The organism is Paenibacillus sp. Mc5Re-14 (genome assembly GCF_001049835.1).
GTDB lineage: Bacteria > Bacillota > Bacilli > Paenibacillales > Paenibacillaceae > Paenibacillus > Paenibacillus polymyxa_C.
Genome location: NZ_CVPD01000001.1, coordinates 4,381,493 through 4,407,816, shown reverse-complemented (window position 1 = coordinate 4,407,816; position 26,324 = coordinate 4,381,493). Strand labels below are relative to the sequence as shown.

The window sequence follows — 26,324 nt, the reverse complement described above, 5'->3', positions numbered from 1 at the left end:
AAACTTAAATAAGTTATAAGCTGACATACGGCTTCATTTTCGCTAACATTTTAGCTCCGATTCCTTTTACACGATCCAAATCGTTCACACGTTTGAACAGCCCGTGCTGATTACGATAGTTCAAAATAGCCTCGGCCTTTTTAGCCCCAACCCCCGGAAGTTCCATTAACTCGGCAGCAGTCGCTGTGTTAATGTTTACCTTTTTTTCACCGGAAACGGATGGAATAACCGAATCATTCACCGTATTTGTCCTACTCGTCGTTGCAGCATCCGAACTGGCAACAGCTGTGTCTGATCTCGAATCCGCAACATCTGACTGCTTTACGGTACTTGAATTCCCCGCCATGGAGTTTTCACTCATAGCAGCAGATACACCAGTAGAACTCTGCTTAGTATTATGCTTCACATTGTCAACAGCTTCGACATTCGCTCTGCGTTCAGCTTGGTCTGAAGCCTCTTTTACAGCATGCTTTCCTTGGGCATAGTCACTGCTTCGCTGCGACTCAATTGACTCCGACTCTATCGCCAAAGCATGCTCCACCTTATGGTTAAGCAAACTCCACTCTTCTTGTGGCTCAGAGCGCTGCCCTCCGGCGAACAAAATAAGTCCACTCCCGATTACAGCAAGCGTTATTGCCGTTCCTGTCCATACGCGTTTCATTTTTCGTATCGTCCCCTACTCCACATGGATTTCGGAATTGAACCGACTGAAGACCAACGTCTCAATCTAACAGAGCAAATCTGTCCAATTTCCGTCAAACCGGAGGTTTGTAAACACCTCCATACGGTCTCGCTGTGAGCATTTATACAAAGAGTGGTGCGGCCCCAAGCATGATCTAATGTGTTCAGACATAAAATTCGTCATGTCGGCCAAGACCAAGTGCATACACTAAGAAGAATGACAGCACAGCGTCTATACCGCAAAGTATGAAAGGAGGACGTTGAACAATGAAAGTTGGATTTATCGGGACTGGCAGCATGGGAAGTCTGCTAATTGAATCTTTTATTCATTCGGACGCACTCAAACCGCAGCAAATATTAGCAAGCAACCGAACGTATTCCAAGGTAGCCGAGCTAGCCCGTCGTTATCCAGGTTTGCATGCAGCTCAAAGCAACCGTGAGACGGCAGCGGAAAGCGATATTCTATTTATCTGCGTGAAGCCGCTGGAATCAAAAACCGTAACGGATGAAATACGCAACGTCATTACAGAAGATCAGATCGTCGTTTCTATCACAAGTCCAGTACAGATCCGTATTTTGGAGCATGCACTGAAAGCCAAAGTGTCCAAAATTATTCCGAGTATCACTCACCAGATTGGAAGCGGAGCCTCACTATGCATCCATGGAAACCGGATTACAGAGGAGGATCGCTCCCTTCTGGAAGAGCTTATGTCCCACATCAGCAGGCCAATACGGGTTAAAGAGTCTCATACACGGATCACATCGGATTTTTCGAGTTGCGGCCCTGCTTTCTTGGCCTTTTTTATGGACCAGTGGATTCAAGCCGCAGTTCAAGCTACGGGTATAGACCGTACAGAACTATGCGCATTGGCCGGTGAAATGATCATCGGTACTGGAAAGCTGCTCACGGAAGGCGGAATGACACCAGCCGAGTTACAAGCAAGAGTAGCGGTTCCCGGAGGGATCACCGCCGAAGCTCTCGCATTGTTGGACATCAGCCTGCATAGTGTCTTCCCTGAGCTAATACGGGCGACGCACAACAAGTATGAAGAGGACATGCAAAAGATAGATGTCTCCTTCGGCCTAAAGCCGATTAACCGGCAACAATATTAACCAGCTTACCAGGAACAGCAATTACCTTGCGAACCGTTTTACCAGCCAGTGCTTCCTGGACGCTGTCCAGCGACAAAGCAAAGGCTTCCATCGCTTTGGCATCAAGATCTTTGGCAATCGTTGCACGCTGTACAATTTTACCATTCATCTGGATGACAATTTCCACTTCAGCGTCCACCGTCCATGCTTCATCATAGGCAGGCCAAGCCGCGTACGTAATGCTCTCGTTGTGTCCCAGCAGCTGCCATAGTTCCTCGGCCAGATGCGGTGCAAGCGGAGACAGCATTTGCACGAAGTTTTCCATCGCTGCACGCGGCAAAAGGTCTGCTTTGTATGCATCATTGGTGAAGATCATCAGCTGGCTGATTGCTGTATTGAAACGCAATGCGTCCAGGTCCTCGGTTACCTTTTTCAGTGTTTTATGCCAGGTGCGTTTGAACTCGTCACTACCGCCGTCATTTTTAATTTTTTCGTTCAGGCTACCATCCTCGGAAACAAACAGGCGCCATACGCGGGACAGAAAACGATGCGCTCCCTCAACGCCATTCTCATTCCATGGCTTGGTCGCTTCCAGCGGCCCCATAAACATCTCATAAATACGCAGCGTATCGGCGCCAAACGTATTTACAATATCGTCAGGATTGATGACATTACCGCGTGATTTACTCATTTTTTCATTGTTGTTGCCCAAAATCATACCCTGGTTGACCAGCTTATAGAAAGGCTCTTTAGTTTCCACTACGCCGATATCATACAGTACCTTGTGCCAGAAACGGGCATACAGCAAGTGAAGAACCGCATGTTCCGCTCCGCCAATATACAGATCAACAGGCATCCATTCGCGCTGTTTCTCTTTGGATACAAGCTCTTTATCATTTTTCGGATCAATAAAGCGCAGGTAGTACCAGCAGCTTCCTGCCCATTGCGGCATCGTATTTGTCTCGCGACGTGCTTTCATACCTGTCTCAGGATCAACAATTTCTACCCAATCTGTCGCATTCGCCAGCGGGGATTCACCTGTACCTGAAGGCTTAATATTGTCCATCTCTGGCAGTACGAGCGGCAGTTGATCCTCAGGAACCGTTTTGATCGTTCCGTCTTCTAGATGAATTACTGGAATCGGCTCGCCCCAATAGCGTTGTCGGCTGAACAGCCAGTCACGCAGACGATAGGTTACTTTGCCCTGTCCTTTACCCTCAGCTTCGAGCCATTCGATCATTTTCGGAATAGCTTCCTCATTGGTAAGTCCATTCAGCAGGCCTGAATTGACATGCGGGCCATCCTCGGTGTATGGCTCTTTGTCCACGTCTCCACCTTGAACGACCTCAGTAATTTTCAATCCGAACTTCTTAGCAAATTCCCAGTCACGTGTATCATGACCCGGTACTGCCATAATTGCACCTGTTCCGTAGCCTGCCAGTACATAGTCAGCAATCCAGATTGGCAGCTTTTCGCCGTTCACCGGATTCACTGCATAAGCTCCTGTGAATACGCCTGTTTTATCTTTGGCCAGATCCGTACGCTCCAGGTCGCTTTTCCGAGCAGCTTGTTCACGATACTGTTGTACAGCGTCCTTTTGCTCAGGTGTAGTAATCATATCCACCAATTCCTGCTCAGGGGCCAGCACACAGTAGCTTGCACCGAACAGCGTATCCGGACGGGTTGTAAATACTGTGAGTTGCTCGTCATAGCCTTCAATTGGGAAATGAACCTCTGCCCCGGTAGACTTACCAATCCAGTTCCGCTGCATATCCTTAATACTCTCGGACCAGTCCAGCTCCTCCAAATCATCCAGCAAACGATCCGCGTATTCCGTAATTTTCAGCATCCATTGACGCATTGGTTTGCGGATAACCGGATGACCGCCACGCTCGCTCTTACCGTCAATTACTTCTTCATTCGCCAGTACTGTTCCCAGTGCTGGACACCAGTTTACAGGCACTTCAGCTACATAAGCGAGACCGCGCTTATACAGCTGGATGAAGATCCACTGTGTCCATTTGTAATAATCAGGATCAGTTGTGCTGATTTCACGGTCCCAGTCATATGAAAAGCCAAGTGATTTGATTTGACGGCGGAAGTTGTTTACGTTCTTTACCGTAATTTCGCGTGGGTGCTCACCTGTATCCAAAGCATGCTGCTCGGCAGGCAGACCAAAGGCGTCCCAACCCATCGGATGCAGCACGTTGTAGCCACGCATTCTTTTATAACGTGAAACAATATCTGTAGCTGTGTATCCCTCCGGATGGCCTACATGCAGACCAGCTCCAGACGGGTACGGAAACATATCCAAAGCATAAAACTTCGGTTTGCCCGGCTCTTCCCCAGTGCGGAACGTCTTGTTCTCATCCCAATATTTTTGCCATTTTGGTTCAATACTTTGCGGTTGATAGCCGTGCTTCGGCTGTGTGTCTGTCATTGTCTTTTCCTCCTCAAACGGTATGCAACAAAAAAACCTCTGCATCCCGTAGCGTGTCAGCGCTAGGGACGAGAGGTTATATTCCCGTGGTACCACCCTAGTTAGCAGAAAGCGTTCTTCGCATTCTACTCCCTTTGCACCTGATAACGGAGGTGATCCGATGCGTGTTAATAACAGGATGCTAACACCTATATAGTGCTTTCCTGCGTTGGACGCATATCTCCGAGGTGAGTTCGCTTTGCACTGTCAACCGGCTTGCACCACCCGCCGGCTCTCTACATGTCCAGTCAAAACTACTATTCCTCATCAGCGATTGTTTAACCGTTAATAATGGCACTATTATATTGAAAACCGCGAAAAAAGTCAAATAAAGACTACATTTGATACTAAACCCCATCTTCATACTAGTTGTCCATGACACATGAATACGAATGTTTTATAATAACTCCAAGTTACAATGATTCAAGTTGAGATGAGATAAGAAAGGTGAGCTGAGACATGGCACAGATTAAAATTTTCGGGATCAAAGAAAAGCTAAATCCGATCAAAAAGCAACTTTCAGAGGTAATTCACTCTACCGTGGTGGATGCGTTCAACTATCCTCCAAACAAGAGGTTTCATCGTTTCTTCCCTATGAATCATGAAGACTTTATATATGCCGATGGTCGCTCCGAGGCGTACACCATTATTGAGATCAGTATCTTTGAAGGCAGAACGACAGAAGCTAAGAAGCAACTCATCAACCTGTTATTTCAAAGAATTAACGAACTTTTGGGGATTTCTCCACAGGATCTTGAGATTACGATATTTGAAACCCCGAAACAGAATTGGGGAATTCGGGGTGTACCGGGTGATGAACTTCAGCTGAACTATAAAGTGAATATATGAGTGCAAAAAGACGCCCTTCATGACTTCATGAAAAGCGTCTTTCTTTTTCTATATTAGGCCAATGATTCCTGGCTATTTTACAGCGACATAAAAAAGTCTCGCCGCGTCATCTTCTGCTTCTACCCATTCAAAATCTGCATATACCTTCACATCACGAAAACCCGCTTTGGACAATTCTGCCTTCATCCAGTCTGGATCATAAGCACGCTGTACATGAATTTCCTCAAAACGCTGGTACAGATCGCGTCCTTCATGTTCTGCTTTGGCAAAGATACTGAGATGATGCTCAATTTCACAACGTGGAGTGTCCAATACGCATGTCCAGATATACGAGATAGAGCGTTCATCCAGTACGAATGGTTGTTCTTCATCATAACGCAAAAAAGTCTGGGGGTGATGTACATCAAACAGAAAGGTTCCACCAGGCTTCAGACCAGCATACGTTCTGCGGAAAGTAGAAATGATATCTTCTTCCTCAAGTAAATAATTCAGGCAATCGCAAAAAGAAATGACAGAATCCACGGGCTCCGGTAAAATCCATTCTCGCATATCCTGCTGTATCCAGCGAACGCTTCCCTCACGAAACAATCGCTGTCCTTGAGGAGTGGTTTCCATTTTGCGACGGGCTACTGCCAGCATGTCAGAGGATAAATCGATGCCAGCCACCTCGAAGCCCGAGTTAACCAGTGGAATCGTAATTGAGCCCGTTCCGCAGCCCAGCTCTGCCACTGTATGTGGCATACCGTATCGATCCCAAGCCTGCCGTGCAAAGCGCAACCAGTCCGGGTACGGCATGTCCTGCATTAGCTCATCATACACATAGGCAAACTTGCGGTAAGAAGCCATCTTTTATTCCCCATTCCCGTCCTTCGGTTTAGGCATTGTCTCCACCAGGTAGGTCCAGTTTTCTTTTTGTGTAACCAGTCCTTCCTTCATCAGCTTGCCCATCGCACGCTTGAAGGCGGATTTACTGATACCAAACCGTTGTTTGATAATATCCGGCGGCGTTGCGTCAGAATATGGCATGCCGCCACCCGGACGTTCCTTCAGAAATGCAATTAACCGATCCGCATCCTCATCACGGCCTACTTCCTTGCGTGGCGACATCGCCAGATTGACCCGACCATCTTCGCGAACAAGCGTGACCCGTACCTTAACCTCCTCGCCCAAGCGAAGCATGCGGTTACGTTCCGAGGAATGAATCATCCCTATTGCACCAAATCCAAGCACACCCCCGTCCACCAGGACGAATGTGCCCATCTGAAGCGGCTTGTACACCGTCGCCTGCACCCATGTATTAAGCCACGAACTAGGAGCATGGAAGCACAATGGAGCCAGTTCCTGCTCCCCTGCCAGCTTAGCTCGCAGTCTGCCTTGTTTGTCATGCTCCATAATGGCATACACGTAGTCACCCACACGAGGATGCAGATCCCGGTTTTCTGGCAACTCACGAATCGGCAGCAAAAGTTGACGACCCAGTCCCATCTCCAGAAAACATCCCAAACGCGGATGCACATCGGCCACCTCGAGCTTTGCCATTTCTCCCAAAGACAAGAACGGTTTTTTCATAGTTGCAGCCAAACGGTCCTCTGTATCGTGGAAGATAAATACCTCCAGCCGTTCACCCACCTCGATTTCACGAGTCAGCTCCGTATAATGCAGCAGCACATCCTGCTCGCCGACGGTAAGGAAGTAGCCGAAAGGCGATACTTCACGATCCACCATAATGGTGACATAAGTACCAGCGATCAAACTCATACCATCTCCACAACCTTAGCATCCGACCAGAGTCGTTCAATGTTGTAATATTCGCGTTCGTCGCGATGGAAGACATGCACTACAACATCTCCCAAATCCATTAGAACCCAGCGAGCGGAATCCATTCCTTCGATTCCTTTGATGGCTACACCTTCATCATGAGCGCGTTTGCGAATTTCGGTTACAATCGCCTGTACTTGTGTATCCGAATTACCGTGACAGATTACAAAATAATCCGCGACTAGCGATACTCCACGCAAATCCAATGCGACAATATTCATTGCCTTTTTATCATTAGCGGCCTCAACCGCCGTTTGCATTAATTTCTCATTCGTTAGGGTCATTCATGAACCTCCGTTTTTTTCTGTTTTAGCTGTTGAATCAAGTCATTGCGCGACAAGACCGTCAGCGGAAAAATAACCTTTTGCTTTTCCAGCAACAATGAAATTGTAGAGTCAAATCCAGCAATAAGGCCCTGCTCCAAACTTTTCTTTGCCTGTTTACGGATATGTTCAACCCCAGGGAAATCCCGCCCTGGTTCGATGTAATCAGCCAAACACACGACTTTGTCCAGCAGGCTCATACCTACACGTCCTGATGTATGCCAGCGGATTGCGTTCCTTATTTCCGGATCATCCACTCCGTAATCTCTTGCTGCAACGCAGTACCCTACCTCTGAATGCCAGAGCTGCTTGTCATGCTCCAATAGCTCCTGATCACATTCAGGATAGTTACGAATCACTTCTTCCATCTGTTGAACAGGCCAATATTTCGCCACATCATGCAAAATAGCCGCCAGTTCCGCCTTATCCGGGTCTGCTCCATAACGTTTTGCAAGCTCCACAGAGGTATGCATAACACCCAGCGTGTGTTTCCAGCGTTTTTCAGGCATCTGACCAGATACGGCTTCCATTAGCTGCTCACGGCTGTACTTCATACAAACCGCCCCTTGTAATATAGTCATGTACACGATCAGGCACAAGATAACGAATGGTACGGCCTTCTGCAGCACGCTCCCGTATATCCGTCGAAGAAATGTCCACCACTGGCATATCTGCCAGCAGTACCTTGTCCTGCAAATAATGTGGCAACTCATCCAACGCAAGCTGGAAGCCTGGTCGCCGCACCCCAATAAAACAAATCCGCTGCGCCAATTCCTCAATTCCCTGCCAATGAGGCAAGTAGTTCACCATATCCGCACCAATAATAAAATAAAAATCTACAGCAGGATGCAGCTCCTGAAGCTTCTTGATCGTGTCAATGGTATAGGATACCCCCCGCGAAGCACTTCAATATCCAGCACTTCAAAAGCAGGATGACCCGCCACCGCTTCACTTGTCATCTCCAGACGCTCCTTGCCGCTTGCCCCCGCTTGATGCTTGTGCGGAGGAATATGAGAAGGCATAAACCATACTTGATCCAGCTCATAGGCATCTCTTGCCGCTTCTCCAGCCAGCAGATGTCCAATATGAATCGGGTCAAATGTACCACCCATAATACCGATTTTCATAATTTTCTCCCCGCGTATTATCCTCTAGGCAACTCGATTTGCTTATGATCACGAGATTCCTTGTACAAAATAATGGTGCTTCCAATAAGCTGTACAAGCTCGGAACCCGTCTCTGCTGCCAGTTCTTCCGCAATTTCATGTTTGTCGTCCAAACAGTTGTTCAAAATTTGTACTTTCATCAGCTCACGCTTTTCAATCGCATCATTGATGTGACGCATAAGATGCTCATTCGTACCGTTTTTACCTACTTGAAAAACCGGGTCCAAATGATGCGCCATAGAGCGCAGATATCTTTTTTGTTTACCTGTTAACATGTATATTTAACCCCTTCGTCGCCACATATGCAATGCGGCATTTCCATAATTTTAATGTATAATCCGACTTACGACAGGCTTCTCAGCACAGCCGCTCTCATTTGGTCTACTGCAGGGGCCACCCCCGTAAAATACTCAAAAGCCACTGCCCCTTGGTACACAAACATGCCCAAACCTCCATGTACAGTGCAGCCACGCTGTTCACGGCTTTCGCGTAAAAGTCTCGTTTCCAGCGGGTTATAGATCAAATCACTCACAATGATTCCTTCCGGAATCAGACTCGTTTCCACTGGAAGCTCATCAGATAAAGGAGACATTCCCACCGAGGTTGTATTAATCAACACATCCACTGTCGTGAGCACATTCCTAGCTTCCTCGTTGGAATAGCCCATTACTGGAATTGCTTCTGTCGTCCACTCCAATGCCAGTTGTTCAGCTTTGTCACGTGTTCGGTTCAGAATAATGACCGATTCAGGTTGCTCCTCCAACAGGGCATGAATCACGCCCCGAGCAGCCCCACCGGCTCCTAAAACAGCAATTCTTGCACCCTTTAACTCGACAGAAGTCTCTTCTTTGAGGGAACGCACGTAGCCAATTCCGTCCGTATTATAGCCCTTGAGCCGCCCATTGTCATTCACTATCGTATTGACAGCGCCAATGAGCCTGGCCCCTTCATCAATCTCATCCAGATATTTCATAATCTCAACCTTATGGGGAATCGTCACATTGACTCCGCGGAAATGCAAAGCACGAATCCCCTTCACGGCATCCTCCAGCTGATCCGGTGTGACATGAAGAGGTACAAAATCTCCATCAACCCCCGCTGCCTGTAAAGCTATTTTATGCATAAGGGGCGATTTGGAGTGCTTGATCGGATCACCCAATACGCCCAATAGTACAAGATCTCGTTCGATCGCTCCAGACTCCCCGCTGCTCATCGTTGTTCTCCCCCATATTACAAAATATTAGGCCGCTCAAATACATGAATGGCGGCAGGAACCAGGTTGTGTTCCTTGCCGCCCTATCACTTGGTTACAGCATTGTTAAATCAACGCAGGCCGCAAAAGCACACGGACTCCCCGAGGAGCATGAACCGCTACCAGAGCTCCGTTCTCGCTATTTACCCTAATCCATCCCAAACCGGATATATAGATGTCCGATGGAGATTTGCGTGGAACACGGAACTCATGTCTGGTCCATTCCGGCATCTCTGCCAATTGATCGCGTGTTGGCGGAGACAATAACTCCCCGGCATGATCAGCGAACAACTGATCAGCTCGCTCCAGCTTCGTACGATGTATTTTAAGACCACCGTTAATGTAGCAGGTAAATGATTGGTGCTGACCATCTACAAAATCAAATCGGGCCATACCGCCGAAAAACAATGTTTGTCCGGCATCAAGCTGATATGCAGCAGGCTTCAGCGGCTTGTCCGGCATAATTGCGCTCAAGTCCTGGCGGGAGACGATTTCACTGAACCGCCAAGGGTACACAATACCCGGAGTATCAATAATGTGCTTGCCGTCGTCGAGCGGAATATTCACCATATCGAGTGTAGTTCCTGGGTAACGGGATGTTGTGAGTTCCTGCTCCATATCGCTGTAATCACGAATCAAGCGGTTAATGAGCGTGGATTTACCCACATTTGTGGCTCCGACCACATATACATCGCGGTTACCACGCAGTTCAGATACCACATCCAGCAGACGGTCAAAGCCCTGATTTTTTTTAGCTGAGCACAGTACGATTTCTTCCGTGCGTAGCCCTTGCTCCTTCGCTTGCTTTTGTACCCAGTTACGTACCTTGTTCCAGTTTGTCACCTTAGGCAACAAATCGGTCTTATTAACTGCCAGTACAACCGGATTCGAGCCTACAAAACGCTGTAGACCGGAAATCAAGCTACCTTCAAAGTCAAAAATATCTACAATGTGGATGACGAGCGCATCCTTGTCCCCAATCTGACTAAGCAGCTTCAAAAATTCATCTTGATCTACCGTCACCGAAGACGTTTCATTATAGTTTTTGATCCGGAAGCAACGCTGACAGATGACTGGTTCGCGAGTTAATAATTTTTCCGGAATATATCCCGGAAGGTCCGGGCCAGTGGTCTGCATGACGATACCGCAACCACTACATTTGACGGCAGTTCCGCCGTCAGGTCTTTCAGTCATTCTTCTTTTCCTCCTCAAGCCATAAGCCTTTCTTACGTAACCTTGTGAGCGCGATTCGCTCCAACCGTCGATTAAATCGGGTCATGACTCCTTCATCATGAATGGATATAGGTAGTACCAGAACGGTATGCAATCCCATTCGGTTGCCTCCCAACACGTCCGTCAACATTTGATCCCCGACCATAATAGTCTCTTCCGGAGTAAGCCCCATCATACGAATGGCTCTACGAAAGGACGAGTTGGATGGCTTCCGGGCGGCATGTATAAATTCAATGTCCAAAGGCGTAGCAAACACGGATACACGGTCCATATTGTTATTAGACACGATGACAAGCTTAAAACCCGCCTGTTTGACCTTTTCAAACCAGGCCACCAGCTCGGGAGTTGCGTTCGGCGCTTTTGCACCAACCAGCGTGTTATCTAGATCCGTAATAATGCCGCGATATCCTTGAGCATACAAGCCTTCAAGATCAATATCAAAGACGGTATTCACCCGTAATTTGGGCATCAGCATTTCAAACAACGTCGGTCACCTCAGTTTCATACGACAAACTATACCATATTACTATGGCTTAGTAAAAAGCTATCCGCAACAAACGGACAGCTTTTTACTAAACATATTGATTAAGATTAAAAATTGCGGCATCAAACCCAGTAAAAACAGACTAGCCTTCATCCTTCTGATCAGGCTTTGCTCTTCGTCCAGCCCATCGTTTCATCCAGGGTCCCTTCTGCAATAGGGAGGCTTGCTGGCGAACACTACGCCAATCCTCCGCGGTTACCGACGAAGGACTATAACGCGCTTGTTCAAAGCGTCCTAGCAACTGATGTAAAATCGCAGCGCGTTCCGGTGCTTCTTGTGACCATCTATCGACTGATTCCCTCAGTGTCTCATGGCTGGCACGGACAAAGCCTTTCCTTCGCATGTACCGTAACCAGTGTTCAGTTTCGACGACCACCTTTTCATCCGGGGTCAGCGGCTTACCTGTCCGTAAACGCAGCAGGTAAAAGTGAATGTCTGCCCGATTACGCCAGATGATATAAGCTACCCACAGCAGAAGAATGGCAACAGCAGAGCCTATGATTACAGGATGAATCTTAAATCCTTCCCCTGGATCCATCTGCGGGGCCTGCTCAGGCTGCTCTGGTTCTGGCTGATCTTTGACCTCTGGGGCGTCTGGAGTGTTTGAATCCTCCTGCTCCGTAAGCAACGGCATATCAAAGCCAGGCGTAGCTTCTACAGGAACCCAGCCATATTCTCCTAAATAGACTTCTGCCCAGGAGTGAGCATCCGCATTTGTCACAGAGTAAGAGGACATACTTTCGTCACCATCGCCCGTTGTCGCATCATCGGAAAATGTCTGCTGGCCAGGTGCATACCCTTTGACCCAACGAGCTGGAACCCCAACGGAGCGAGCCATCATGACTAATGAAGTGGAATAATAATCGCAGTAGCCCTCCCGAATCTCAAACAGAAAGGCATCCACGAAATCCCTGCTTCTTTTCCGCGAAAGATCCGGATTATTCGTATAGGCATAATTTTGCTGTAAATACTGCTGTAGCAATCCGACTTTTTCATACGGCGTTTTGGCCGTTGACGTTACGTTCCGAGCCAAATCACGAACCCGCTGCGGCAATTCGTCTGGAATTTGCAAATAGGCTTCCTGTTTGCTTTTTCCGTACAACTCATTAAAACTTTTTGTACGCAGTTCTTTCTCAGGGATTACAGGAACATGCGATACCAAGGTATACGTTTTAGGATAAGCAGTTCTTCGAGAGGATGGATTCCAAAGCAGCTCTGCCTGTTCCGGATTCCAACGCAACCCGTTTGCCCGTGAATCTCTATCCACCGATTGAACACGATGCACCGAATAGGCGCCAAACAGAACGGGATAGCTCTGATCATTTTGCATTGTAACGGTCTGTACGACTTGTTCAGTAGAATGCCGCGTTTCTTGTGTGTTTTCAAGCTCAGCGGTCATCGGCACCTCATTTGGCGTTAGATCTTCGTTCCCACCGTCACTCCAGCCTGTACCGGAATAGATTCGTTTTGTTTCTCCCCGCCAATAGCTTCGCTGATTAGTTGTGATGGTCATGACGGGCGAATAATCAAAATTAAAACCTCCACCCAACCGATTATCCTGGCGACTATAACCCGATGCAGTGTTCATGCGCTGATTCAGCGCCCCAGAGCCATTGGTGGTTCCGGCGGTGGTTGAGCTGATACGCTGGGTCCACGCTGTATAGGGGTCCGTCAAAGCAGGCTGCACCTCGGGCATATTCACACCCGCCATAATAATAAGCGCAAAAATGACAGCAATATTGGCCGCAATTTTATACGGATAACGCCGAATATGCTTCCATCCTTGAGGATAATGCTGACGAAAATACTGCAAATGCTGTGTCACTAGCCATCCCATACCAGCAAAGACGATCCAGGCAACCTCCTCCCACAGCACAGTTGGTGTGAAGGAATCAAGCACCGCCAGAGCTGCGATATTGATGCCCACAAAAACTAGAATCCGCTGCTTCGTTGTAACGATGAGCGGCACCATTTCAATAACTAACCAAGCAATGAGTGAAAACCAAACATAAGGAGACATGTTAGATATAAATTGATCCAGACGATTGGCTACCCCACCGAAGGGGATAATGATGGAGTAAGACACTAATGTCCGATACAAAATAAAAAACAGCGTTACCGCCTTAACGACAAATTCAATCCATGGACGGAATGGTAGTAAAATCTTCACCAGCGCCAGCATTGTAATGGTCGTCAGTACAAGTGCTCTTGTCTCTTCCAGCCACAATTCGGAAGCAAAAGACACCCATTGCATGGCAATAATAATAATCCACAAGAAAGTAAAGGCGAGGGCCCAGGAGCTCTTTAACGATTGTAACCAGGTTTTCATTGTGTCCCTCCCCCCATTACAGCCGGGAGCTCTTCGAGGCTCTCAACAACGTAGCCCTTAATTCCCCTTGCACGAAGCATGCTCATCCACTTTTCAGCTTCTCCCTCGGCAGAGCCTTCCCCGATATAGACGTGGCACGGGGTCATCCCCCGCGTATCAGCCCAACGAAGAAGCTCCAGCGCCTGATGATCCTTCAGTGGACTAATCAGTATAAAATAGCAACCTTGCGGAAACTGGCGCACACAGCTCTCTACAGCGGTCATCAAGCTACCTTGCGAAGTAGTGTGAATGTCTACCAAGTGATGCATCATTCGTTGTCGTTCCATCGTCTGCTCACTTGGCTGAAAAACAGTCCCCTTCTCTCCAGCTGTACACAGTCCGACCCCCATCCGCTCCCGTCCACCATATTCCAGCAATGAAGCGGTAGAAGATACAGCTAGCTCAAACTGATCGGCGTTTACATAATGCTTTGTTTGTACGTCGAGCACAAACATCGTTTTGGGAACCGTCTCATGCTCAAATTCCTTGGATTTCCAATTACCTGTACGAGCCGTCGCATTCCAATGGATGCGTGAAAACCGATCTCCATATACATAATCCCGCACGCCGTTGATTTGTGTCGTTTCACGACGCGTTCGAGTTTGAACGGTCTGCGGTCCAGACATCCTTGAACGGCGATCATTGATCTGCCAGTAGGGGATAAATACCGTTCGGGGGAGCACCCGAAATTCACCACGTGCATTCAACCTGCCCTTGTGCTCCAACAGGCCAAAGATGTCCTCGCTCACACATTCGGTTTCCTCAAAATAGTAGCTTCCTCGTTCTAAAGCAGGGGTTTGAAATGTAAGCTGCCCGCCCCCTTTCATACTGGGGATGACACTGTCTTCAAACGACCAGGATTCCCCCGTATGCCGCTTGAGCACCTCGCGAACAATGACATAGGGTAACGGAAGAAAGCCCGGAATGCTCAGACTGAGCTTTACGTGTACCTGATCTCCCGCATGCAGTAGTTCCCCGAACTCCGAGCCTTGCGAAAGCTGCCGATGGCCCTGAACGCGACGAACTCCACTCAGACCAACCATCCACAGATAAACGATTAACAGCGTAACCATTGACAACAGCATGACCGATGTTTTGCCACCCTGAAACAACAAATAAAGCAGGCACACCACCCATATAAGCAACATAAGCCAGATGCGACCTGATAGCCGGGGAAGCCTGCGCTTCCTTTTGACCATGTTCATTCCCTAAGAACGCTCCATTCGTACGGGTACATGAACCTGTCGGAGAACGGACTGCAGCACGGACTGGGCGTTGGAGCTATCGAGGCGTGCTTCGGGACGAAGCAGCAAACGGTGCGTCAGCACATAAGGTGCCAGCGCCTTCACATCATCAGGCAGCACATAGTCACGGTTATCCTGAAAAGCGTATGCCTTGGCAGCCATTACAAAAGCAAGTGCGGCGCGTGGACTAGCTCCCAGCAATACGGATGGATGTTCTCTCGTCGCACGCACAATATCGAGTAAATAGGACGTCACCGCTTCATCCATATAGATATCTCTGATTTCCTGCTGGATGTCAGCAATCTGTTCCATATGCGCTACAGCCTCCAGACGGTCTGCTGGCTGGCCCGTCTGATGATGAAGTAGCATGTTTCGCTCCGTCTCCAAATCAGGATAGCCCAAGCTGATTTTGAGCATAAAACGATCTAATTGTGCTTCCGGCAGCATATAAGTACCTTCAAAATCAATTGGATTTTGAGTGGCACACAGCATAAAAGGATGAGGCAACATATGAGTGTCCCCATCCACCGTCACACTTCGTTCTTCCATAACCTCCAGCAGAGCTGACTGGGTTTTCGTCGTCGCCCGGTTAATTTCATCTGCCAGTAAAATGTTAGTCATAACTGGACCCGGACGGAAATAAAAACGCTCGTCCCGTGGATGAAATATAGATACCCCTGTAATATCGCTCGGTAGAATATCAGGATTACATTGAACGCGGCGATAATCACCACGCATGGATTTAGCAAGAGCCTTGATCATTTGCGTTTTCCCCGTACCCGGAACGTCCTCGATCAGAATGTGTCCACCGGCCAGCATAGCCGTAAGCAGTAATTTTATTTCAAAGGATTTCCCTAATATGCATGATTCCAGATTAGAACGTATTGCAGATACAATCTGCACAGATTCTTGACGCACGGGCATAACTCTGTAAACCTCCTAGATAGCAACATGTTTCCTATTATTGTACATGAAGGTGGACATAGAGTACACTTAACTCCCTGCCCATATTATTCAAGCTCCATCTTCTCTTGCACGTACATGTTTTTCGAAACAGTCAAAAACCCTTCGGCTATCAAATCCGAAGGGTTGATTGTATACAGTTTATTTTACTTTTGTCCTATTTAAAGCACCCTGCTTTTATATGCTTCCTTTTGGACGAACAAACAAGCATGCCAGAAAAGAGAAAATAATCGCTGAGGAAATCCCTGCACTGGTCAGACTAAAGATCCCTGTAATGACACCAAGCCATCCGTCCTTTTCCAATTCGGTTAATGCACCGTGTACGAGTGAGTTACCAAAGCTGGTAATTGGAATCGTCGCACCCGCTCCGGCAAATTTGATAAGCGGATCATATATTCCGACAGCGTCCGCAATTGCACCTGCTACCACCAACGTACTCATTGTGTGTGCCGGAGTCATTTTGATAACATCCATCATCAACTGACCCACGACACAAATGGCACCGCCTACTAAAAAAGCCCATAGAAATATCATACTTTTCCTCCCGCTTCAAAAGCTACAGCATGTGCAACACAAGGAATGCTTTCACCCTGCTGTGTAGTCAAAGGAGATAATAACGCCCCGGTCGCCACGACCAGCACCTTTTGTAGTTCTCCCTTTTCGATCCGCTTTAACAGATGCCCATAGGTTACAACAGCCGAGCATCCACAACCACTTCCACCTGCAATGACCTTCTTTTGCTTATTGATGTCGTAAATCAGTAAACCGCAATCATTAAATTCCGTTTGATTCATATCGAATCCATCTTTTTTGAGCAGCTCTTTGGCAATCGGCAGCCCTACAGAGGCTAAATCCCCTGTTACAATAAGATCATAGTAGCCTGGGTCCCTGCCTGTATCTCGAAAATGAGACAAAAGCGTGTCCGCCGCCGCTGGAGCCATGGCTCCGCCCATATTAAAGGGATCTTTAATGCCCATATCCATTACACGCCCAATGGTAGCACAATCCACCACCGTCCCTGACTTCGCATGTCCCACAATGGCCGCACCGGAACCGGTAACAGTATACTGGGCTGTGGGGGGCTTCTGTGCTCCATATTCATTAGGATAGCGGAATTGCTTTTCCACGGTACAGTTATGGCTGGTTGTACCCGCCATCACGTAGTCGCCCGCCTCTGAATCCACAATAAGTGCTGCTAAAGCCAAGCTTTCCATCGACGTTGAGCAGGCTCCAAAAACGCCTAAATAGGGAATAGCCAGCTTGCTAGCCGAAAATGAGCTGCTGACAATCTGATTCATCAGATCACCACTGATGAAAAATTGCACTTCCTCTTTGTTTAAATTGGAATTAATTAACGCAAGCTCTGTAGAATGCTCAATTAATCTTCGTTCCGCCTTTTCCCATGTTTTCTCGTTTATTTCGATATTGTCATAAATATAATCGAAATCTGTGGACAACGGCCCCTCTCCTTCATCCGGGCCTACAACAGTTGCACTACCAATGATGCGCGGTCTCGACTCAAACTTCCAGGTTTGTCCTCCCTGTCTTCTCATAAGTGGTTGCCCCCCACACCGAGGATCGCGTATATAACGCCTACGATAAATGCGGCCACAACACCGAATACGACAACTGAGCCTGCCAGCTTGAACATATTTGCGCCCACTCCAAGTACCAATCCCTCGGAACGATACTCCAATGCAGCTGAACACATTGAGTTCGCAAAACCTGTAATCGGTACAGCGGTTCCCGCTCCTGCCCATTGGGCAATCTTATCGTAGACCCCGATGCAAGTTAATATAACAGACAACAAGATCATCATGGATGCAGTCGGTGCCGCAGCCTCTTTGGCGGGAATATGCATACCTGCCATAAAGGCTTCCTGGATCGCCTGCCCAATCACACAGATGACGCCTCCAACCAGGAAAGCACGCACACAATTGGCAAATACTTTTCTGGAAGGTTCATGCTTTTGGGAAACACTTTGATAGTCTTTCTCATTTATGGACAACGGCGACGAATTGGTACGAAAACCGCGCTGTCCTGACTTAGCTGGCATCATTCACCACCCCTTATTCGTAAGTTCCGCGCTTGGCGGTTCAGATTGCTTGGCTCCTTAACATTATGAGCTTTTAGGGGAAATGTTATGTCAGGAAAATGATATCGTGGACATTCCGTACAAATCCATTCATACTGAATACATGACGACCACTGGTTAATTAATAAGGAGTGAGGTATACATCATGGAAGCAAAAACATTGGAATTGTTTAAAACCTTAACAGAGTTCCCTTCTATTCCTGGACATGAGCGAGAGCTGCGGGCATGGGTTAAAGAACGAATATCCGGTTATACGGATGAAATCGTGCAGGACCGTTTGGGCAGTCTTTTTGGTGTGCTACGCGGGCAAGAAAGTGGACCACGTGTAATGGTCGCAGGACATCTGGATGAAGTTGGTTTTATTGTGAATGGCATTACGGAAAATGGAATGATTCGTTTTCAGCCGGTTGGAGGCTGGTGGAGCCAAGCCATCATGTCACAACGTCTTCAAGTATTGACCCCAAATGGCCCAATCATTGGTGTAGTTGGATCTGTCTCACCACATTTGCTTGATGAAGCGCAACGCAGCAAGCCGATGGACATCAAGCATATGTACCTGGATATCGGCGTAGACAGCAGACAGGAGGCGCAAGATCTGGGGATTGTACCCGGAACGGCTATTGCCCCGATCTGTGACTTCACTCCACTTGCGAATCCCAAAAAAATCATGGCTAAAGCATGGGACAATCGATATGGTGTAGGCCTGGCGCTTGAGCTGTTGGAGGCATTACATAAGGAAAAGGACCAGCTTCCCAATACATTGTATGCAGGAGCTACTGTGCAGGAGGAAGTGGGACTGCGCGGTGCGCGCACAGCTGCCAATCTGATTCAGCCGGATATTTTCTTCGCACTGGATTGCAGTGCTGCCAACGATATGGGTGGAGATCCGAATGCATACGGACAGCTTGGTAAAGGAGCACTGTTGCGGGTATTTGATCCAGGTATGATTACACACCGCGGGATTGTGGAGTATGTGCAAGATATGGCGGATACCCACAAAATCAAGTACCAATATTTTATCTCCACTGGGGGAACGGATGCTGGTCAAGTGCACTTGAGCGGAATTGGTGTGCCATCCACCGTCATCGGCATATGTGGACGGTACATCCATACTTCCTCGTCCATTATTCATACTGATGATTATGATGCGGCCAAGGAACTGATCATTAAGCTGGTTCAAAATCTGGATCGCACAACACTGAATACCATTATTGAACGAGCTTAAGAAGTAACAGAGAATAGGAAGCTATAAAAAAACAGTCAAGACACATACAACGTGTACTTGACTGTTTTTTTAATAGAAGAAAAAATAGAAGATTTCAAATTAAATGTTTGTACCGAAGTAAAGCAATCACTACAAGTACAGCTGTTAAAGTAATACAGATATTTTCTACCTTTGTTCCCTTCCGGGTTCCGGTACTCATTAATCTAAATCGTAGCTTCCATTTGAATGGTGGCAAAGGCTTAATCCCGTTATTCGTCAAGGAATCTGCCAATAAATGCAGTAAGTACGCTATCCCTCCAGCCAGCCATATGCTATCGCCATGCAAACGTGTCGTACCATAAAGCAACGCGGTCCATGCTACTGTGCCATACACCGTGTGCGTCAATCCTCGGTGCGGAACAAGCGTACATATGATCAGCAGACACCCGGCGATATAATTCCACGGTGCATATGATTCCCCATACCAGGCTAGGCCGATACCAATTAGAAAAATGATAACTTTACGCATAGACCGTGAAGGCATAAAAGAAGCGCTGATCATCAGCAAAGCCAAAACAAGATTCCAGGGCGGCGGAGCCAAACGGGTGAAAAACACCCAACCCGCAGCCCCAATCATTAGAAGCTGTACGAGTCTAAGCATTTTGTTCGGTAACGCACGGCTAACAAGCATGGAGTTAGGCTCGTCAATATCCGGTAGCAATGAACCAACCACAGCGGCTGCCACGGCAGCCGGAGTCACTTCGTATCCACTTAAGGCTAATACCGACAGGGAGACCCCGGTTCCAATAATTAAATGGGCTCTTCCCATCATGATGCATAACATCCTTTCGTTGCAGCATACACAGAGTCGACATCACTCTATTTGAATCAGCATGATTCGATTGTATACGACAATCAAAACGAGAACAATAGTTCGCTTATTCTATTTAAAAGACTTCATCCAAAAGTCCTAGTTTCGCCCCCATTACTTAACTCTCTCCTTATTTTTTATCTGTATAGCCATTTCTTAAAAAACACCCCATATGGCCTATAGGTAGGTCGACAAATATTTCCAACATTTTCTTTTTGCCTCAAAGTCCTATTGTACAATTTGGAATATTAGGTAATATAGTGTTTATATTTACTATATAAATCTATTAAATGAACAAGGAGGAAATGATTATGCGAGAAAAATCTCTGTTTCGAAAGTTCAAAACTATCGGTCTGACATCGTTGCTAAGTGTCGTATTGTTCGCCCTGCCCGCTTCAGCTGCTTGGAATGATACATACACCGGGTACGCCACATATACAGGATCAGGTTACTCTGGAGGAGCATTACTGCTTGACCCTATCCCTTCTGATGCCAAAATTACAGCGCTTAACCCCACACAACTGAATTATAACGGAATCAAAGCCGCATTAGCTGGAGCTTATCTGGAAGTTCAAGGCCCCAAAGGAAAAACGACCGTCTATGTAACAGATTTATATCCTGAGGGTCCGAGTGGCGCACTTGATCTATCTCCGAATGCCTTCAACCTGATCGGCAATCAAAAGGATGGAAAAATCAATATTTCATGGAAAGTTGTCAAAGCTCCGGTTAGCGGCAATGTCTCTTACCGCATTAAAGAAGGCAGTAGCCAATGGTGGGCAGCCATTCAAGTACGCAATCATAAATATCCGGTCTTAAAAATGGAAGTCCAACAAAACGGACAATGGCTCAATCTCGAAAAACAGGATTACAACCACTTTCTGGGTACTAACTTAGGAAAACAGCCTCTGAAAATACGGATTACGGACATTCGCGGTGTCGTACTGAACGATACCATCCCAGCTCTAGCCGAAAATGGCACAGGCCAAGCCTATATCGTTAAAGGTAATGTTCAATTTCCAGACTGATTGAAGTGCCGCCTCATCTTTGCTTCTTTTCATTTGAACCAATAAAACCGACCGGGAACCGACGCAATCCAGTTTGCGTATACGTGTTCTCGGTCTTTTTACGGAAAAATCATTATTTTTCACAAAGAATCGGTTTGTTCACTGTCCTGTTCATAAGATCATACGTATAATGAATACATAAATAGGGTGTACTTTACAGCTACGTGCACACAGACAGGAGGCCTGTTCATATGAGCAATTTCAAAAAGCATCATAAGCTACACAGCAAATTGCTGGTCAGCATTACGTTATGTATAACACTAACATTGCTGGTATCCACCACTGTATATTATTTCTACTATATCCGCGTGGAAAAGGAGCAGGCGTTCGAAGCCAATCACAATAGCTTGACGTTGAGAAGCAAAGAGGTCATCAACATGACATCTATTGCTCAATCGTTGGCATTCCAAATGTACCGCAGCAGTACCCTATCCAAGCTGTTGTATTATCCCAAACCCAATGTATATGATGTAACCGCTGCCATGACCGAATTAAATAATTATCTTAACTCCATGCCGTATATTGAATCCATTTATGTGTATAACCCTAAAAGTGACACTTTCTACATTGCGTCATCACAAGGGCAAAACGGGTTATTCAGCAAACATGAACTGGCTGATACAGATATCATTCGCGTGCTCGATCATTATCAGGACTACAAACCCTTTATGCCTATCCCACGTACGTATCCGTTGCTGTCTGCCTCAGACTCGGGAGCTGGCCTAGAGCAAGCAAGCCCAGACATCGCAGCCTATACGTATTTATGTTATGACGCAATCAACTCGAACGAAGCGATAAATTCGGCAGTGATTGTGAATGTATCGGCGGCCTGGATGAACAAGGAAATGGCGGCGAGCCCCATCTCAGGCGGGACCGCTTATATTTTAGACGATCAAGGCAGACTGTTATCTGGGACGACGTTGACAGACGAAGCTTTGAACGAAAAAGAACAGCTATGGCTGCATACCAGAGTCAAAAAACAGGAAACAGGCTATTTTGTAGAAGAATTTCATGGTAAAAGATCACTGATTTCCTATACTTCCCCGGATGGACTAGGTTGGCAGTATATTAGTGTCACACCATATGAAAGCGTTATCAAAATGGCGAGTGTTATTCGTAATGCCATGGTACTGATCGCAGCCATCATCGGAATGGCAGGATTTGTGGCTTCCTGGCTACTGTCCAAAATGTTGTATACGCCTATTGGCCAAATTGTTGTGCATATGAATTCACTGGAATCGGAAAAACGCAACAGTATGTATACGATCCGGCAAAACATTTTGCGGAATGTGATTAGGGGAATCCGAAATCTTCCTGCTGGTGAAGAACCGGAACGACTGCGCGAGCTTGGGATTACGTTCCAGTTCGACAAAGACTATCGCCTTGTACTCCTGCGCATAGATGAATATGCCCGATGGCAAAGCGAGCGTGGACCTGATCTGCTACCCTACAAGTTTGCAATCATGAATATCGCTTCCGAAATATGCGGGCAGACATACCGGGTGGAAACCGTTGATATGGATGAGGATAGCGTCCTGCTGATGCTCAATATTCTAGACCCCGCCGAACATACAGACACGGTACTACTGGAGACCCTATTACGCCAAATACGTGAAGCTTGTTTTGAATATTTGAAGCTGAGTGTATCACTAACCTACAGCGCGATTACCAGTCAACCAGAACGGCTACATCTGCTGTACCGCCAGGTAGAGAACGCATCTATGCACCGTTTTTTTCAGGGTCATGGCTGTATTATTAATGCACGAAACACTACAGATGAAGATGTCCAAAATACTTATGTGTATCCATCGGATAAAGAAAAAAAATTGCTGGATACGCTGCTATCTGGTCATACGGAGGATGCGCACCGGATGTTCAAAGATCTGTTGATGCATATGGAGAAATATCCGTTTTCCTCTGTTCGGGTGGCAATATCCCGGCTCATCATGAGTGTGAATAATGCCGTTCGGCATATAAGTGAACTCAATGGATTTGCTATCGAATCTAAACCTGAATTACCATCCGCAGATCGATTAGAGACCGCCGAGGATCTTATTGATCATTACCAATTAGTCTTTGATCAGATTCGCTCCAGTCTAGCGGAAAAACGAAATACGAAGCAAGAACGCTTGGTGCAACAGATCAATGAGCGAATGGAACAGGCCTATACAGATCCTAATTTCTGTCTCAATCAGATTGCGGAAGAGCTGGATATGTCGCCAATCTATGTCAGCAGGCTTTATAAGCAACAAACCATGTCCACCATCGTAGACGTCATCCAGCAGCTCCGTATTCGCAAGGCCTGCGAGCTGCTGGAACAGACCGACTGGTCAGTGGCTGACGTGGCAGAACAAACCGGGTTTGCGAGTAGCTCTTATTTCCACCGTATGTTCAAACGTAGCTTGGGCGTGACGCCCACAGATTTTCGCCGTTCTAAAGCGAATGCGCAATAGGCGACATCAAAAAAGCAAGCCTCCAATTTTCTGGAGACTTGCTTTTCTGCTTTGTATCACTGCTCTTATGTTTTACTTTATCCCCTTCTCCTTCACATAGGCTTTCCATTGTTTTGTATATTCGGTTTGAATTTTCTCTAAGCCAGCTTGGTTCGCCTTTTGCATGAAGGTCTCAAGACCTTGATCAACGTTGTCGATCAGTCCAGCTTGGAGCGGGTACAGGTATTGCTTCTCAACCTGTTCCAAGGCCGCTTTCTCTGCTTGGTAGGTCGTATAGTCCTCTGCAAAGCCGGTAAACAGGTCAGGCTTCTGGATTTTATCCAGCTCAGCAAAAATCTTCTTCACACGGTCAAAACCTGAATCAAACAGCATGTATTCCGGGTTACGCCAAGCCCAGCTGTTCATACCTTCCCGTGAAAATCCATTCGTACTACCGCTACCTATCATTTGATAGTAACCATCTTTAACTTCGTAGTTTTTGCCTTCGATACCATATTGCGTAAGCAGGTTATAGCGTTTGTCTGTCACCAGCTTCTCATAAAAGGCCAATGCGCGGGCTGGGTTCGGGCTGCTTTTTGGAATTGCAAAGCCATTATGAATCGGATGTACCGGAGTGGCATAGCCCGTTGTCAGCGGGAATGGATAGTACTCAAGCTTCCAGTCCGGGTGGGATGCTTTGAGCTTAATGACCATGTCATTAAACCGGGTTGGGTTGTCGCCGAAAATACTCGCTGCTTTACCAGAAGTGACTTGATCCTGAAGCGTATCTTTTACGTTTAATACGTTTTTAGGAATGAATCCTTTATCAGCCCAGCGTTTGTAAGTATTCAGCTCTTCTTTTTGTTCATCTGAGCCCCAATACTTATATACCTCTGTTGGTTTTTCATATTTGATACCAATGCCATAAGGTAAAGCCCCCACACTCTTCGTTACTAATTCGGTATATCGATCATGCAGATTTCCCTTGATATCGCTGTTCAGAGATACGGTTTTCATATTTGGCTCATGCTGACGTATCCCATCCATATAAGCCTCGTAACTTTTGATATCAGTCGGTTTAGGCAAATTGTACTTTTCGCGTAAATCCTCACGCCATACAAAACCGTTTGTGACATATTCTTTATACGTGCCAGGTACAGTATAAATTTTGCCTCCGATTTTAACCCCATCCCACATATCCTGAGGTACAAATTTTTGCAAGGCAGGTGCGGCCTTAGGCAGCAGATCGTCTAACGGCAGGAATGCGCCCTTCTTGGCATAGGCCTGATACTGCGTCCAATCTGCTGTGAAGATGAGGTCAATAGGCTGACCCGAAGACAATAACAGCTTATATTTTTGATCCCAGTCGGTCCACGTCGTATAGTTAAATTTGACGGTGGCATTCAGATCTTTTTCTGCCAACTTATTGATCTCTGCCTCAATGGTAGGCAGATCCTTAGGAGCATCACCCAGCATATAAAATTGCAGCTGTACTTTTTGGGATTTATCATCCTCTCCATTTGCTTTTTGTGCGCTGTTTCCGCTACCGCCTCCACATCCAGCTAAGAGCGCCATGATGACCATTACTGCAATCAGGATGGACATGCGTTGTTTTTTTTTCTTTGTGAATGTCATGTGAATCCTCCCTTTGAAATGGTAGTCCGTTTTAATAAAACGCTTACAAAAAGTGCTGCTTGGATGGCACGCCGTCAGCACGTCATGCCATCGCAGCTCTATAGTACCGCTTTATCCTTTTACCGCACCAATGGTCAATCCCTTGACAAAGTAACGCTGAATGAACGGATACAGTAGTAAAATGGGACCCGTAACCACGATCGCCATTGCCATTTTGGTCGACTCTGTCGGCATATCGTTGGAAAGGGACACGCCGGTACCCGCACCCATTTGAGCAATAAATTGCATGGAGTTAATTACATTATACAGATAATACTGCAACTGGTATTTGTGCGGGTCATTAATAAAGAGTGAGGATGAGAACCAGTCATTCCAGTAAGCCAAGGCCAGAAACAGCCCCACAGTGGCAATACCCGGTGTAGATAAAGGCAGTACAATTCGATAATATATTTTAAAATCACCCGCACCATCAATTTTAGCAGACTCGAACAGCTCTTCCGGCATGGAGGAACGAATGAAGTTTTTCATCAAAATGATCAGAAATGGAGTCATTAATCCTGGGAAAATCAACACTGTGTACGTATCTAGCAGCCCTAAATACTTCGTCAGCATAATGTACCAAGGTACCAAGCCGCCTCCGAACAACGTCGTAAAGTAAATATAGAATGAAAACGCATTGCGGTATTTAAAATCTTTACGCGCCAGCACATATCCGGCCATCGTCATCAGGAACAGGCCCAATGTCGTGCCTACAACCGTGGTAAAAATCGTCACCCCGTACGCCCTTAACACCTCTTCAGGAAAGGTGAACACCGTCCGGTATCCTTCCAGCGAGAATTGCTGTGGAATAAAGTGATAACCATCCCTGATAATCGATTCATTACTGGTTAGTGAAGCCGAGATAATAAGTAGGAACGGGAGTAAACAAGCAATGGATGCCACAATGATAACCACATAAGAAATGACTTTAAAAATCCGAGTGTATACATCCTCTTTGATCGCCATCCGTTT

At 46.8% G+C, this 26,324-nt stretch carries 24 protein-coding genes, 1 pseudogene and 1 other annotated feature; of the genes and pseudogenes, 5 read left to right on the top strand and 20 right to left on the bottom strand.

Annotation, left to right across the window (positions count from 1 at the left end; genetic code table 11):
- Positions 1–13 precede the first annotated feature (13 nt).
- Positions 14–661 carry a ComEA family DNA-binding protein gene (locus tag BN1546_RS20230; RefSeq protein ID WP_058829915.1) on the bottom strand — a complete coding sequence of 216 codons (648 nt, stop codon included), beginning with the start codon at positions 659–661 and terminating at the stop codon, positions 14–16.
- 287 nt (positions 662–948) lie between these two features.
- Between BN1546_RS20230 and comER the strand changes: the two genes are divergently transcribed.
- On the top strand, positions 949–1,794 hold the full coding sequence (comER, locus tag BN1546_RS20225; protein WP_058829916.1) for a late competence protein ComER: 846 nt from the start codon (positions 949–951) through the stop codon (positions 1,792–1,794).
- Here the strand turns inward: comER and leuS are convergent.
- Positions 1,775–4,213, bottom strand: coding sequence for a leucine--tRNA ligase (gene leuS, locus BN1546_RS20220; protein WP_013372195.1), 2,439 nt, complete (start codon positions 4,211–4,213; stop codon positions 1,775–1,777). The genes comER and leuS overlap by 20 nt on opposite strands.
- A gap of 61 nt (positions 4,214–4,274) precedes the next feature.
- Positions 4,275–4,532 (bottom strand) — a binding site (T-box leader).
- A 179-nt stretch (positions 4,533–4,711) separates the two neighbouring features.
- Here leuS and BN1546_RS20215 point away from each other — a divergent pair.
- A complete protein-coding gene (locus tag BN1546_RS20215) occupies positions 4,712–5,101 on the top strand; it encodes a tautomerase family protein (RefSeq protein WP_058829917.1) in 390 nt (129 codons plus the stop codon).
- A gap of 72 nt (positions 5,102–5,173) precedes the next feature.
- Here BN1546_RS20215 and BN1546_RS20210 read toward each other — a convergent pair whose 3' ends face one another.
- The 15 genes and pseudogenes from BN1546_RS20210 to spoVAC form a co-directional block, all read right to left on the bottom strand.
- Complete coding sequence (locus BN1546_RS20210) at positions 5,174–5,947, bottom strand: class I SAM-dependent DNA methyltransferase (RefSeq protein WP_058829918.1); 774 nt, start codon at positions 5,945–5,947, stop codon at positions 5,174–5,176.
- Between the two features lie 3 nt (positions 5,948–5,950).
- Positions 5,951–6,859 (bottom strand): CvfB family protein, encoded by a 909-nt coding sequence (locus BN1546_RS20205; RefSeq protein WP_013372198.1) that lies wholly within the window; start codon positions 6,857–6,859, stop codon positions 5,951–5,953.
- Positions 6,856–7,203 carry a ribosome silencing factor gene (gene rsfS / locus BN1546_RS20200; RefSeq protein WP_090738715.1) on the bottom strand — a complete coding sequence of 116 codons (348 nt, stop codon included), beginning with the start codon at positions 7,201–7,203 and terminating at the stop codon, positions 6,856–6,858. Before rsfS ends, BN1546_RS20205 begins: the two co-directional genes overlap by 4 nt.
- Complete coding sequence (yqeK, locus tag BN1546_RS20195; protein WP_013372200.1) at positions 7,200–7,796, bottom strand: bis(5'-nucleosyl)-tetraphosphatase (symmetrical) YqeK; 597 nt, start codon at positions 7,794–7,796, stop codon at positions 7,200–7,202. The genes rsfS and yqeK overlap by 4 nt, the downstream gene beginning before the upstream one ends.
- A pseudogene (gene nadD, locus BN1546_RS20190) lies at positions 7,780–8,369 on the bottom strand (nicotinate-nucleotide adenylyltransferase). Before nadD ends, yqeK begins: the two are co-directional and overlap by 17 nt.
- A 17-nt stretch (positions 8,370–8,386) precedes the next feature.
- A complete protein-coding gene (yhbY, locus tag BN1546_RS20185) occupies positions 8,387–8,683 on the bottom strand; it encodes a ribosome assembly RNA-binding protein YhbY (protein ID WP_013372202.1) in 297 nt (98 codons plus the stop codon).
- A gap of 68 nt (positions 8,684–8,751) precedes the next feature.
- Entirely contained in the window at positions 8,752–9,621 is an 870-nt protein-coding gene (gene aroE, locus BN1546_RS20180; protein ID WP_013372203.1) for a shikimate dehydrogenase, read from the bottom strand.
- A 105-nt stretch (positions 9,622–9,726) separates the two neighbouring features.
- Complete coding sequence (gene yqeH / locus BN1546_RS20175; protein ID WP_013372204.1) at positions 9,727–10,854, bottom strand: ribosome biogenesis GTPase YqeH; 1,128 nt, start codon at positions 10,852–10,854, stop codon at positions 9,727–9,729.
- A complete protein-coding gene (locus BN1546_RS20170) occupies positions 10,847–11,377 on the bottom strand; it encodes a YqeG family HAD IIIA-type phosphatase (protein WP_013372205.1) in 531 nt (176 codons plus the stop codon). The genes yqeH and BN1546_RS20170 overlap by 8 nt, the downstream gene beginning before the upstream one ends.
- 142 nt (positions 11,378–11,519) lie before the next feature.
- Positions 11,520–13,766 (bottom strand): transglutaminase domain-containing protein, encoded by a 2,247-nt coding sequence (locus BN1546_RS20165; protein WP_090738714.1) that lies wholly within the window; start codon positions 13,764–13,766, stop codon positions 11,520–11,522.
- Positions 13,763–15,010 carry a DUF58 domain-containing protein gene (locus tag BN1546_RS20160; RefSeq protein ID WP_090738713.1) on the bottom strand — a complete coding sequence of 416 codons (1,248 nt, stop codon included), beginning with the start codon at positions 15,008–15,010 and terminating at the stop codon, positions 13,763–13,765. Before BN1546_RS20160 ends, BN1546_RS20165 begins: the two co-directional genes overlap by 4 nt.
- A gap of 3 nt (positions 15,011–15,013) precedes the next feature.
- Positions 15,014–15,973, bottom strand: coding sequence for an AAA family ATPase (locus tag BN1546_RS20155; protein ID WP_025675587.1), 960 nt, complete (start codon positions 15,971–15,973; stop codon positions 15,014–15,016).
- 216 nt (positions 15,974–16,189) lie between these two features.
- Positions 16,190–16,546: a stage V sporulation protein AE gene (gene spoVAE / locus BN1546_RS20150; RefSeq protein WP_013372209.1), complete on the bottom strand. Its 357-nt coding sequence runs from the start codon at positions 16,544–16,546 to the stop codon at positions 16,190–16,192.
- On the bottom strand, positions 16,543–17,565 hold the full coding sequence (gene spoVAD / locus BN1546_RS20145) for a stage V sporulation protein AD (RefSeq protein WP_013372210.1): 1,023 nt from the start codon (positions 17,563–17,565) through the stop codon (positions 16,543–16,545). Before spoVAD ends, spoVAE begins: the two co-directional genes overlap by 4 nt.
- Positions 17,562–18,068, bottom strand: a complete 507-nt coding sequence (gene spoVAC / locus BN1546_RS20140; RefSeq protein ID WP_016821646.1) for a stage V sporulation protein AC — start codon at positions 18,066–18,068, stop codon at positions 17,562–17,564. Before spoVAC ends, spoVAD begins: the two co-directional genes overlap by 4 nt.
- 184 nt (positions 18,069–18,252) lie before the next feature.
- Between spoVAC and BN1546_RS20135 the strand changes: the two genes are divergently transcribed.
- Positions 18,253–19,332, top strand: a complete 1,080-nt coding sequence (locus BN1546_RS20135) for a M42 family metallopeptidase (RefSeq protein ID WP_016324571.1) — start codon at positions 18,253–18,255, stop codon at positions 19,330–19,332.
- A gap of 94 nt (positions 19,333–19,426) precedes the next feature.
- Here the strand turns inward: BN1546_RS20135 and BN1546_RS20130 are convergent, their stop codons facing one another.
- Complete coding sequence (locus BN1546_RS20130; protein WP_058710248.1) at positions 19,427–20,143, bottom strand: metal-dependent hydrolase; 717 nt, start codon at positions 20,141–20,143, stop codon at positions 19,427–19,429.
- 350 nt (positions 20,144–20,493) lie between these two features.
- Between BN1546_RS20130 and BN1546_RS20125 the strand changes: the two genes are divergently transcribed.
- Positions 20,494–21,207 carry an expansin ExlX gene (locus BN1546_RS20125; protein WP_040103278.1) on the top strand — a complete coding sequence of 238 codons (714 nt, stop codon included), beginning with the start codon at positions 20,494–20,496 and terminating at the stop codon, positions 21,205–21,207.
- A gap of 230 nt (positions 21,208–21,437) precedes the next feature.
- Positions 21,438–23,699 carry an AraC family transcriptional regulator gene (locus tag BN1546_RS20120; RefSeq protein ID WP_090738712.1) on the top strand — a complete coding sequence of 754 codons (2,262 nt, stop codon included), beginning with the start codon at positions 21,438–21,440 and terminating at the stop codon, positions 23,697–23,699.
- A gap of 72 nt (positions 23,700–23,771) precedes the next feature.
- Here BN1546_RS20120 and BN1546_RS20115 read toward each other — a convergent pair whose 3' ends face one another.
- Together BN1546_RS20115 and BN1546_RS20110 are read right to left on the bottom strand one after the other, a co-directional pair.
- On the bottom strand, positions 23,772–25,313 hold the full coding sequence (locus BN1546_RS20115; RefSeq protein WP_090738711.1) for an extracellular solute-binding protein: 1,542 nt from the start codon (positions 25,311–25,313) through the stop codon (positions 23,772–23,774).
- A gap of 111 nt (positions 25,314–25,424) precedes the next feature.
- Positions 25,425–26,318, bottom strand: coding sequence for a carbohydrate ABC transporter permease (locus BN1546_RS20110; RefSeq protein WP_013372217.1), 894 nt, complete (start codon positions 26,316–26,318; stop codon positions 25,425–25,427).
- Between the last annotated feature and the right edge of the window lie 6 nt (positions 26,319–26,324).